The sequence below is a fragment of the Allomuricauda sp. ANG21 genome (assembly GCF_040705235.1).
In the GTDB taxonomy this organism is placed as follows: domain Bacteria; phylum Bacteroidota; class Bacteroidia; order Flavobacteriales; family Flavobacteriaceae; genus Flagellimonas; species Flagellimonas marina.
Genome location: NZ_JBFCVT010000011.1, coordinates 77,532 through 90,572, shown reverse-complemented (window position 1 = coordinate 90,572; position 13,041 = coordinate 77,532). Strand labels below are relative to the sequence as shown.

Here is a 13,041-nt window from a genome sequence, read left to right as displayed (position 1 = left end):
TTATTCTTGTGTTTTAAAACCTAGCTTTTGCAATCCTTTTTGTACATCTGTATTGGCCATGAACAATTTCCATAACAAACCACTCCTGTGGTTTTCAATCATTACGGGAATCGGGCCTTGATCTATGGCCAAATATCTGGGCAAGTACCAGTTGTCTTCCAAACTGAATGCATCGTACGGACCGTACTCCCCAATCAAACTATCCTGTTCGTTGTACATAAATCGTAAAAACTGCATACTTTCCTTTGGTGTATATGGCATGGATGATAGGGCAGCAGTAGGTGAAATCACCCCTAAATCCATCCCTGGACGGTGACCTGCATATCCTTTTATCGAATAGCTTGAAGTAAGCCCCCAACAATTTTCGCCATAGCCTTTGTAACCCTTGGGATTATCCACAGCATATTTGTACTGGATCATGGCATGGTTGGTGTTCAACTTCCAGTAATCCGCGTACTGATCTGTAAGGCCCTTCGGGTTCAACCCCAAATAGGAGTAATGTGCCCAAAACAAGGGACCTACCGCAGCATTATCGTGTTCATAATGATTTAGCTCGGTTTCCAAACCATAATAGGTAGTATCTTGGGTAATGGCACCATTTTTGGCCCAACCTTTTTCATATACACTTTTATTGATGGAATGGGTGGGCGAAGCAGCCGCCAGCACGTACATAATCAGGCATTCGTTGTAACCTCCCACCGGAAAATTCATTTCCCAGTTGTATTCGGGACTCCAGTGCCAATAGAGCACATCCTCCCCATTTTTGGTATACCAGTCCCATTCAACACCTTCCCAAAGTTTCTGGATTTTATCGACTAGCTTTTGTTCCCGTTCATTACCGTCTTTGAAATATTCTTTTACCGCTAGGAGTCCTTGAACGAGAAATGCAGTTTCCACCAAATCGCCTCCATTATCTTTTTTGCTGAAGGGGGTCACTTTACCCGAAGGTAAAAGCCAATGGGGCCAAGCGCCATGAAAGCGGTCTGCTTTTTCCAAAAAATCCACAATTTTCTCGTAGCGTTCCAACGCTTGTTGACGGGTGATGAACTTTCGCTCCACACCCACCAAAATGGCCATTAATCCAAAGCCGGAACCACCTGTGGTAATGATATCCTTGTCGTGGTTTGGATAAAAATTATCCATATGGAAACGTTCCCTAGCCAAACCTGAAATGGGTTCTGCCCCATCCCAAAAGTAATTGAAGGTTTGGTATTGAACGGAATCCAACAATTCTTCATCCGTGTATACTTTGGTAGCCGAAGTATTATCTGCTACACTTTTGTCCTTTTTAGTTTTTTGGCCATTGCACCCCATAACCAAGGATGCAACAGCCAATGCAATTGAAATTAAAATTAACCTCATACAAAATCAACTAACTCAAAAAACTTAACTTTTTTGATCTTTATTAATCATTCATTATTTCTTGTATTTCCTCTTGGGTCAAGGCCTTATCAAACAGATACAACTCATCAATAAAGCTTGAGTCTGACAGGTGGTTCCACCCAATAAAATTGGGTGCCCCTGAACCAATGGAAAGTATGGAACAGTTTTCCCAACTGATGGTCTTATCCGTCATATCTCCCATGTTTGCTACAGGTTCTCCATTAAAATAGATCAGTGTTGCGGTTTCGGTCACCGTAAAGGCTACGTGTACCCATTCGCCTGCAGTAACGTCAATGACCTCTCCATCATTCCAAACATCTCCAGCATCACTACCCACATGGAGTTTAATGCGCTGGGATGCAGCATCGCCCTCTCTAAACAATCTGAAACCAGCACTTAAGTCATTATCACCTCCATTCATCGGTGGGCTTACTGTAAGCAGTCCGGCCCGATCAGGAGCCCCATCCACTTTGTACCAGAAAGCGCCACTGAACTGATTGTTAAACAGTCCATCGATAGGGAACGTGAGATACGAATCTGCTGCACCCGCATAAGCATCGCTTCCCACACTGCTTTCGCCAGCAAACCCCGGTGTTCCTTCAACCGTAGCTTCTGTATTGCTATTGGCCTCGGTATATGTACCATCAAAAGGCATGTAGAAGGTAGATCCGTAGTTTGGAACTGTAACCGTACCTCCTGCCACAGCTGCCACTTCCTCTGGGGTAAGTGCCTTGTTGAAGAAGCGAAGGTCATCTATGGCACTATTGTCCGACAGGTGATTCCAATAACTGAATGTAGGGCCTCCCGAACCAATGGTAAAGGTTTCGCAGCCCGTCCAATCAATAGGTGCGGACATGGCAGAGGAAAGCACTTCAGTACCGTTGAAATAAATGGTATTCTTATCACTGGCAATGGTAAAGGCAATGTGTACCCATTCCCCGGCGGCAACATCAATGACATCACCGTCATTCCAGCTTTCGCCAGCTCCGGTTCCTACATTAAGTTTAATACGTTGCTGGTTGGCATCTCCTTCCCTAAAGAGCCTAAATCCTTGGAAACGATCCACTTCGTCATCACCAATGACAATAATTCCAGCTCTATCTGGATCTGCGTCCACTTTGTACCAAAATGCACCGCTAAATTCAGGGGTAAGTAATGCTTCACTGGCTGGATATTCTATGTACGAATCCGTTGCCCCAGCATAGGCTTGGTCACCTACTTGGCTTTCATTTGTAAAGCCGGGTGTACCTACTTCAGTGGCCGCCCTACTTCCCATTAAATCAATGTAATCTCCATCAAAAGGCATATAGAATGACTCTCCAGGGTATTGTGGCATGTAGGGATTCAATGAATTCAACATAATCTGAATGTCTACATCGGTCAGTGCCTTATTGAAAATACGGAGTTCATCTATTTCACTATAATCTGATAAATGGTTCCAATAATCAAAAGTAGGACCACCTGAACCAATGGTCAAAACTTCACAGCCCGTCCAATCGATTGGAGCAGCCAAATCTGCGGATAGCATCTCAATTCCGTTGAAATAAATGGTAGTCTTGGTTTGAGAGATGGACATGGTCACATGTACCCATTCACCAGCGGCAACATCAATGACGCCACCATCGTTCCAACTTTCACCGGCACCGGTACCGACGTTCAGTTTGATGCGTTGTTCATCAGCATTGCCTTCCCTGAACAACCTGAAACCCTGAAAACGATCTTCGGCATCATCACCAACCACAAGTATCCCAGCTCTGTCTGGCACGGGATTTACCTTATACCAAAATGCTGCACTAAACTCTGGAGTCTTGAGGCCATCCATGGGGAAGTTTAAGTATGAATCTTGTGCACCCTCATAGGCATCAGAACCTACATAACCATCACCATTGAAGCCGGGTGAACCTACTTCTTCGGGCTGTTGGAAACTTATAAGGTCCATATATTGACCGTCAAAAGGCATGTACATTACCTCTCCATCAAACATGGCTTCGTAGGGTGGAGATTTAGAGAAATTAACCTCCTCTGTGGATGTTTTTCCTTCAAGGTCTGTGGCTGTTACCACTAGCTTGTGATCTCCATCACCCAAGTTGTCGTAAGCGAACTCTTTAAGTACAACACGATAATCCAAGAACGAATTGAAATTGGCTATTTGCGTACCGTTCAACATCACCTTAATGTCCGTGACCTCAATATCGTCTGTCACTTCAAAATCTATATCCAAGCTCGTAACCTCCTCAAAAACCTGTATTTGGGTTCCCTCAGTAGGATAGTTTATGGTAATCTGAGGAGCCGATTCATCAGCTCCTGGTGCAATTTCCGTGATTGAATCAATCCCTTGGTCACATCCATAAAAGAACAGGACGACCAGACAATTGACCAGTATTAATCTTATACTTTTCATCTTTTCGTTGTGTTAGTTGTTAATTATGTCTCCCAAAATGGGGAATTCATCAATCTGATCTTGATGATAGGTAACAAAGGCCCTGTCCGCCGTAAATGTCCTTCCTTCGAAACTAAGCTCTTCATATCTGCCCAAGCGTACCATGTCCAAGAAGCGTTTGCCCCATTCCATGGCCAATTCGGCATATTTTTCATCTACTAGTTGATCCAAGGTAACACCACTAATGGGTGGAAGTCCTGCCCTGTCCCTGACCATGTTCACTGCTTGGTCCGCACTCATGGCAGAGCCAGAAGCTCCTTGCAACAAGGCTTCAGCATAGATCAACAAGGTTTCGGCATAGCGATACACGATATAGTGTTTGTTACTTCCGTATGCGGTACGACCTGGAATGAGTTGACTACTGGGTAGATAGTGCTTGCCACTACAGAATATGGCTCTTTCATTGTCCAGCAGTACATCTCCGTAGCGTGTTTCCGGGGAAACAAAGTCGGGCAGGGTTTCTGCAGTATACGCTGTTGTGTTAATGATACTGTCAATACCGTTCTGGGTGAATAAAACAGTAGTTTCCAGACGTTCGGTTTCCCCTCTGTCCAACATAAAGGTCACGTACTTCATGGTTGGCTCAAAAAAGCCCCATCCAGCTGATGACCCTGCCACTGCCGGGGTCCATCCGTTTGGTCCGTAAGGGGCATAAAGATGCCCTACTCGGTCTCCTTGACCTGAATTAAAATCAGAATACTGGAATTCAAAAATGTTTTCATCACTGAGCTTGCCCGGTGTTTTGAACAATTCATAGTAATCTTGCATCAAGCTAAACTTACCTGAGCTAATAATTGCTCCGGCGGCGTCTGCCACAGCTTGATAGTTTTCCAACTCTTGATTGGCCAATGCTTTTACCATTAGAGCAGTATATCGCGTTACGCCTCCGGGCAGATCAGTACGCTCGTTAGGGCGCATGTCCAGCAAGTAGGGCAAAGCCTCATCCATTTGATCGGAAATATGTTGCATTACCTCATCCTTGCTTGGTACCGAGGTTACATCTGCAAAGTCGTTGAGATCAGAGGATTCTGGAATGAAAACCGCACCATAAACTTGGGATAATTGGAAAAGCAATATGGATCGCAAGACCTTTGCTTCAGCTATATACTGATTTCCAAGGGCTATTCCGTCTTCATCGGCAAATTCCATGTACCTACCAATCTGCTCCATGCCTGTATGTGCCGCAATGATGTCACCGTAATAGGTTTCCCATAAAGTTCTGGAACCAAAAAAGGAGTTGTCATATACGTATCTGTCCTGATTCTTTAAACCTTGCTGGTCTCCGGCGGCATTGACATCATCTCCCCTAGTTGCTACTACCAAAGGTTGCTCCCAACCTCTATCACTAACCGCCTGATAAATCCCAACCAGTTGAAATATCATGTCTTCCGTCTTTGAAAAGTCGGTACCCCCAGCAAAATTATTATTGAGTTCTGGTTGCTCAAGTTCACTGGAGCAGCTTGAAATTAAGATGCCCAGAAATGCCACGAATGCAAAAAATTTGTTTGTTTTTATAATAAATTTCATAGCTGTCTTTTTAGATTTTAACATTAACTCCCACTGTATATACTCCCGGTATAGGGTAGGTCTGATTGTCCCTGCCATCTGGCACCTCTGGGGTAAAGCCGTTGTAATCAAATAAGGTCAAAGGCCGCTCAGCAGTTATATAAAACCGTATTTCGGGGTTAAATTTTCCTGTCAATTCTGGAAGAGTGTACCCCAAGGTCACGTTTTGTAGTCTAACAAAATCCCCTTTTTCAACGAAAAAGCTGTTCAGGAATTGATTGCTCCATGGGTTTCTGATTCCTCTTGCTGATGGATAGGAATTAGTGGAACCGGGTCCGTTCCAGCGATTTATGGCAAAATCCCTGTCTATATTGGGGTCTGGGGTTTGGCGAATTGCGAATCGTTTTTGATTGGCAATGACATTCCCACCTTGTCCAATGACGTTCAATGAAAAATCCCATGCTTTATAATTAAGCCCTAAATTGAATCCGAAAGTATATGTGGGCAAGTAAGACCCTAAATCCACCCTGTCTTGGGCGTCAATTATCATATCACCATTGTGATCCACGAATCTAAAATCACCAGGCTCCACCGTAAGACCGTTTCCAATAGCAGCCTGCGCAGCAGGGTCTGCTTGGATTTCTTCAGGTGTTTGGTACACTCCTGCCACTTCAAGCCCGAAGAAAGGGTTTATGGTACCCCCTACCACGGTTCTTTGGGCAAGGTCACCTCCTGTTGTGAGGTTTTCTTGTCCTTTTAAATCCAACACTTCGTTATCAAGAGTTGAAAAGTTTGCCCCAATGTTGTAGCTAAAATCCTCAGAAACCCGTTTGTTCCAATTCAAAACCACCTCAAATCCAGTGTTTCTGATTTTTCCCACATTCTGTCTTGTAGTTCCTGGAACCAACAATCTGGATACTGGAATTACCGCATCTCTGGTATCCCTTCTAAAATAATCAGCTTCCAAAGATAATTGGTTGTTGAACATTCTTGCTGTTATACCCACGTTGGTCTCTTCGGTCACCTCCCATTTTAAGGCTTCAAAATCACTGCTGGTTACCAATCCTGGATATCTGGTGTCACCAAAAGCCGCATCGACTTCATCCGAGGTGATTCCTCCAGTACTTGATGCCACATTGGCATTACCCAATTCACCCCAGCTTCCTCTAAATTTTAGAAAATTGATCACATCGGTTTGTGGAAAGAAAGACTCCTCTGAAATGACCCATCCAGCACCGATTGTTGGAAAATAGCCCCATTTTTCTTGATACTTGCTTGTTCCATCTGCCCGGAATGTTCCATACAGCAAGTAGCGGTCGTCAAAATTGTAGGCAACCCTTCCAAAATAGGAGAAAAAGTATTGCCGGCTTCCGTCATCTCCAACACCATCAACATCTATTGTTTTGGATAAATCCAAAAAATAGGATTCATCGCCAATTCCTGGTCCGTTGGGGAAATTCAATCCTTTGGCTTCCAAAAGTTCAAAAGATCTATCCCTAAATGCTGTACCTGCCAAAACCGTTAGGTTATGTTTTCCAAAACTATCGTCATAGGTTAAGGTATTGTCCCAAGTCTGCTCTGAAAAAGTTTCCGACCTTTTAATCAACTCAGCATTTTCCCTGAAGGCATTTCCATTTCCGAAAAAGAAGGGCAATCTGACCTCCCTAACTTCCAAGGTTTCAAAATTGTGGTAATAGGCTGTTTTAAATGTCAATTTATCGGGAACCACTTGATAGCTCAAGTCAATGGCCATCAATGTGTTCCGTATTTTGTTCCTATTTTCCGTGTTCTCCATTATAGGGAAAGGATTTTGCGTGCCCCTATATCCTAAATCCTGTGCATTTGCGTAAGGCTTTGGAAAAGCATCGGTTTTGGAAGGGTCCAGAACCGGCATTACTGGAACAGCAAAATATGCGAGCGCGAACGCAGTATCTTCAGGTCTATATCTTGTGGCATTGCTGAAAAGTGTGGATACCCCTACGTTGAGACGGTCACTAATGTCGAAGCTCAATTTACTTCGAACGTTTAGGCGCTCAAAATCATTCTTCATTTTTAGAATCCCTTCTTGCTCAAAATAGTTCAGTCCAACAGAATAGGCTATGTTTTCCGATCCGCCCGTAACTCCAAAGCTGTGATTCTGTTGTAATGCATGACGCAGAATCAAATCGTACCAATCTGTATTAACGTTTGGTACGTTGGGATTTACCCTACTCCTACCGTAACGTTGCATGGCGTTCTCAATAAACTGGGCCTCTGCAGCCGAACCAGACTCCCTAGCCAGGGTCGCAAACTGTTCCGTATTGGAAAGTGTCACCAAGTTTTGAGCGATTTGCACCCCTTGATAGCCATTATAGGTAATCTGTGGCTTTTGATTTTTTCTACCGGATTTGGTCTCGACCAATACTACACCATTAGCCGCACGAACACCATAGATGGCGGCTGCTGAAGCATCTTTCAACACTGAAATACTTTCAATGTCCTCAGGGTTTAGAAAGTCGATGTCATCAAAAAAGGTTCCATCCACAATATATAAAGGGTTGGAAGCTCCGTCAACATACGAACCAATACCCCTTACTCTAATGGTTGGCCCCGTACCTGGAGCACCACTGGACACAACCTGTAACCCTGCCACCTTTCCTTGAAGAGCCTGCATGGCCGCACCGGAAGGGGTTCGGGTTATGTCTTCCGACTTTACCGTGGCGATGGAACCCGTTAAATCGGCCTTCTTTTGTGTACCGTAACCTACTACGACCACCTCATCTAGGCTCTGTGTGTCTTCCTGAAGGGAGACATTAATAGTGGTCTGGCCATTAATAGGTACTTCTTGAGTGGCAAAACCAATGTAGCTGAACGCAAGGGTTCCACTACTGGAAACATTGTCCAAAGTGTAATTTCCATCGAAATCTGTTTGAACACCGTTTGTAGTACCCACCAAAATAACACTCGCTCCGGGTAATGGCTGGCCCTGACCATCAGTAACCGTTCCCGAAACTGTACTATTGTTTTGGGCAAAAAGCAGTGCCTGAAACAATAAAAACGAGATTGTTAATAGTTTGCTTTTAATTTTCATAATTGTGCAAAAATTGAGTTAGATTTTTACTAAATTAATAAAGAGTGTAATCCCTTTCCCGATGTACCATTACATAATAAATACATCATTGAAATACCGCTTAGAATGCCTTGTTTCGCTTGATTTGCAGTAGCACCACCTCTGTTTGATGTAAAAAAAATTAACATAGTGATGTAGTGATGATGTAGTTGAAATTAAGCCGAAACAAGCTTGGAATTTGTTACAACAATACCACTAAAAGGTAATTAGGAAATTGGAGAGGTTATCTGAACTGTCCATATCAAGCTTTTTACGAAGTCTATACCGATGTATTTCCACACCCCTAACGGATATGGCCATTAACGGGGCGATTTCCTTGGTTGACAAGTTCATTTTAAGGTATGCACAAAGTTTTAGATCCTTAGGAGTCAGTGAGGGGTATTCTTTTAAAAGTCTTTCAAAGAAGTCTTCGTGCAGCTCCTTGAAGTTCACTTCAAATCGCTTCCAGTCCTCCGTATCTTGAATGGATTTGTTCAGTTTTTTGATAAATGATCTATAGCGTTGGGAGTTGGAAAACTTGTCCTTGTTCATAAGAAGCATATTCTTAAGCTCCAAAATCATCTCGTTCTTTTTGGCGATGTTAAGGGTTGTACTGGCCAGCTCATTCTGTTTTAACTTGACTTCTTTGGCCAATTTTTCCTTTTCCAATTGCGAAAAGCGTTCTTGCTGTTCTTTTTCCATCTGTTCCTGCAACTCCTTTTGCTTGCGCATAAACTTCCTTCGGTTATACTGCCGTATCGCGAAAACCACTAAAATTGTGCAGATGCCGTAAAATATCATACTAACCGTTGAAAGATACCAAGGTGGGGCAATCTCAAAATAAATGATGTTGGGTTCAGAGATTCTGTTGTCCATACCTGCGGTAGATACTTTAAACGTATACTCACCATGTGGGAGGTTCTGGAAATTTATAAACCCATTTTCGGCATATTCGGAATACTCTTTTGGACCTTCCAATTCATAAAAGTAACGGGATTGAATGATTTCTGGACAGGATGCCTCAATGATAATGGATTCTGCATTGTTATAGGGAATCTTAACTGTGCCATTTGCAGAATAGGTGTTTTTTTCATCCCTAAGCACCGTCACATCTGGAATTGGAAGTGCATGTTGGTTGGTCTGACCTTGCAGTCTTAAATCATCAACCTTGGCAAAGCCGTCACTGAGTGTAATGTAAGAGGTGGAATCATTCATTTTAATGACCCGTTGAGAATCTGGAATCAATCGTTCCCGTAGGGGTAAATCTGTAATCATCAAGCTATCGCTCTTTAAATCAGTATAGATAATTGATTTTCTACCCTCGCCATCAACAAACCAAAAATGACTGTCATCAAAAAACAACAATTCCTTGTTTTCATAATCAGAAAATTCCTCAAACGGAATAATTCGGTCTCCAATGGGGTTGTACTTATACCATTTCCCCTCACTAGAGAACACCATCTGGTTTTTAATGTTGAACACTTTTACGTTGTATTCACTGGGAGCACTGTCTTGATCAAACCTTTGTGTTTGCTCAACTTCTTCATAATTATCCGCTAAATGAATTCTGTAAAATCCTTTGTACGGGTGGGCAGCCCACAGAATATTAGGAGTTTCAAAGGATAGGTGCTTGACAGGAAAGTCAATGCCCCTTATCCGTGTAATCTCCCACTGTCCGTTGGGTTGTTTTTTAAACTTCATTAACCCATTGTACGTACCTTGGATATACGTTGCATTCTGATCAGGCACCTTTATTATTTGGTATCCGCCCGATTGTGAAGTGAGTAATTGAAATCCATTTTCACCAACTTTGTATGTGCCCGTATTATGACCGCATAGCAGATCACCCTCAATCTCAGCCAAGTCCCAAACATGACCTTGGGACCCGTTTACAAATTTTAACGCATTATCCTCAAAATAGAAAACACCTGTATTACTTCCTAAATAAAGCCTGCCATTGTGGTCTACCATATCATAGACCATTCCTAAAGTACCGGAATAGTCGGTGTAGTACATGATCGAATTATTGAGTTTTGCCCGTGCAATTCCATTATCAAGACCTAACCACAGGTGGTCGTTAAAAAGCAACATGGAAAGAACTGTATTGTTCTGAAGTCCCGATTCGCGATTCAAAACTTGGTACGAGTCCGTATTGGTATTGAAAAGGTACATTCCATTTTTAATGGTGCCAAAACCAATTTCATCATCGCCCAAAAGGAGGATTTTATTTAATTGATGAAGTTTAAGCTCTTCATTTATTCGCGGAATCCAGGATTGTAAACGCAGACCATCAAAAAGGTAACACCCACTTAACTTAGTACCGACCAAAAGCTTACCCTTGAACACCACCATATCGGTCACCGTTTTTCCTTGTAAAAGCTCTTGATTTGGCAATGGGACAAGTGTATCATTTCTAAGTTCAAAAAGTCCGCTCAATCCACCTGCAACAATGATCTTATCGTTAAACTCGATGAAATCCGAAATGACCTGTGGTGGATCTAACACTTTTATACTGTTGCCATCATAACTATAAATGGATGAGAATGATCTAAACAGAACATTGTTCTTGGCAGGTAGAATTTCCCAGAACTCCTCACTGGTAAATTCATGATCTTTAATGAGTTGTGTTAGTGAGGTGTACTCAAGTTCCCCAAGCTGATTTTTCTTCCAATACCCGAATTCTTCATAGGAACCTGTATATATCCTATCCCCTATAGATTCAACCGACCTAATAATGGTATTGTTTGGCAGTTTATTCAGGCTCCACTGTTCTCCATTAAAATGCAACAACCCTTTATTATTGGCCACAAATAACTCACCATTGGCATTTACAGACAAATCCCAATTTTTGCTGGCTCCTTTGTATTCCAAAAGCCGATAATTATAAATAGGAGGTAATAGGTTTTGGCCACTTAACCATAAGGGGATGAGCAGTACTATTATCCTAAAAAGCATAAAAAAGATATTTACCCGTTTGTTGCCCAAAAAAGTCATTTGTACTATTCAATATACAAAACTGGCTCCAAAGAAAAACAATCGAGGATTTATAACACTAAAAAAACGGAGTAATCGTACGCGGGAATTTATTAGCCCTTATTAATCTTTTTGACTTAGATTTAGATTTTCAGGAAGTGGGCAGGACCAAAAAGTATTCATTTACACTGCGACTTTATTTGTTGACCATCTTAGACCATTGCTAATTCAACCAACTCAAAAGTTCCCTTCTCTGCCCCACAGACCAAACAGGTGTATTCTTCTGGCAAATCCTCAAACTTTGTATTCTTATCAATGTTGGACTGGGGCTCTCCCATAGCTTCATCATATATCGTTAAGCAATTGCGGCATTGGTGCACCATATGGGATTTGGGTTTCACCTCTTCCAGTTTTTTGCCTTTCTTTTCTGATTGTTGGCCCAATTGCAAAAAGTAATGTTTGCTTAGTTCAATTAGGAGGTTGGGCAACTCTTTTTTGTCCACATCTTGGGCATAGACCAAATATTGCGCAGTGTTGGGGTCAAAGTCCTTAAAATGACAAACATTGTAGGTTGGTTTGGCATCATATTCCGCCACTAAGGTGGATATGGGATTTCTTTCAATTACAATGGAAGAAAAATGCGATTGCTTGCCTACATCATTACTAATACCAAAGGTGAGGCCATAGGTGCTGATGTCGTTTTGATCAAAATTATTGACCAAATACTTTTTAAGTTCCAACGCTTCTTGGTCATCAACGGGTAAATGCCAGTTCATCTCCAACTGCGAATGTCTAACATTGATACCTCTTTGCCCTAGAAACCGTTCCAATTCTGGGCGGCTCTCCTTGGGAATTCCTTTTATGATAAATGATTTCCACGGGGTAATGCAAATCTTTCCAATACTGTTATCCAGACAAAATCCACACATTGCCTTTAGAAAATCCAGGTTATACCTATTATTTCTCCAATATAGCCCCAACCAATATTGATCAATCCCCATCTTGTTCATACCTTCATAATATGGAAATGTCAGAAAAGGAACTGCCAGTTTTTTATCCATGGCCTTATTGTTTGTGTTGAGGCCTTGGTTTAAAATAGCAAACAATTGGTCGATGTTATCCATGGTGTGGAACACTTCTTCAATAGCCCTGCATAAGTGAACAATATCCCAGCTATAAACCAAAACCGGATAGTAGGCACTTGTTTTCCAATGTGGCAAACGAACATTCAAATACCAATAATCCTCCTGTTCTGAGGCCACAAAATTGAGATTGCCATTAAATATGGGCACCAACCGCTGTTTGGGGTCGGTAATATTAATTTTAAGCTTGGGCAAAAAATCAAACTGTTCCAAAAGGTAGAGGTATGTAGATCCCTTGAGCCAGTGGGTGGTATCAAAAATATCCACAGAAACGTAGGAGCATACAATATTTTGAAAGGTCCTGTCCGAAATAACATCTGTGCTATATTTTGAAATATTCTCAAGCTGGTCCTTTCTCAAATTCTCCAGTGGGAAGAGTAAGTCCTGGCGTGACCCGAAGTACACCTCTGACAGTCCAGCAGCCTCAAGCATGGTAATAATGTCCTTGAGTTCTCCCGGGGAAGTAATTCCACCCTTGATCAGTATCCTATTTAAGTCATCATTCATCA

Annotated in this window: 6 protein-coding genes; all 6 read right to left on the bottom strand. The window is 42.3% G+C overall.

All coding sequences use genetic code 11. The features are described from left to right. The 6 genes from AB1A65_RS09370 to AB1A65_RS09345 all read right to left on the bottom strand — a co-directional run bounded on the left by AB1A65_RS09370 (window position 1) and on the right by AB1A65_RS09345 (window position 13,039). Window positions 1-1,362 carry a glucoamylase family protein gene (locus AB1A65_RS09370; RefSeq protein WP_366588209.1) on the bottom strand — a complete coding sequence of 454 codons (1,362 nt, stop codon included), beginning with the start codon at window positions 1,360-1,362 and terminating at the stop codon, window positions 1-3. 43 nt (window positions 1,363-1,405) lie between these two features. Continuing rightward, window positions 1,406-3,784 (bottom strand): LamG-like jellyroll fold domain-containing protein, encoded by a 2,379-nt coding sequence (locus tag AB1A65_RS09365; protein ID WP_366588206.1) that lies wholly within the window; start codon window positions 3,782-3,784, stop codon window positions 1,406-1,408. 12 nt (window positions 3,785-3,796) lie between these two features. Further along, window positions 3,797-5,350 carry a RagB/SusD family nutrient uptake outer membrane protein gene (locus tag AB1A65_RS09360; RefSeq protein WP_366588204.1) on the bottom strand — a complete coding sequence of 518 codons (1,554 nt, stop codon included), beginning with the start codon at window positions 5,348-5,350 and terminating at the stop codon, window positions 3,797-3,799. 10 nt (window positions 5,351-5,360) lie between these two features. Further along, on the bottom strand, window positions 5,361-8,399 hold the full coding sequence (locus AB1A65_RS09355; protein ID WP_366588201.1) for a TonB-dependent receptor: 3,039 nt from the start codon (window positions 8,397-8,399) through the stop codon (window positions 5,361-5,363). A 234-nt stretch (window positions 8,400-8,633) separates the two neighbouring features. Continuing rightward, on the bottom strand, window positions 8,634-11,372 hold the full coding sequence (locus tag AB1A65_RS09350) for a Two component regulator three Y domain-containing protein (RefSeq protein WP_366588198.1): 2,739 nt from the start codon (window positions 11,370-11,372) through the stop codon (window positions 8,634-8,636). Between the two features lie 230 nt (window positions 11,373-11,602). After that, window positions 11,603-13,039 (bottom strand): rubredoxin, encoded by a 1,437-nt coding sequence (locus AB1A65_RS09345; RefSeq protein WP_366588196.1) that lies wholly within the window; start codon window positions 13,037-13,039, stop codon window positions 11,603-11,605. Between the last annotated feature and the right edge of the window lie 2 nt (window positions 13,040-13,041).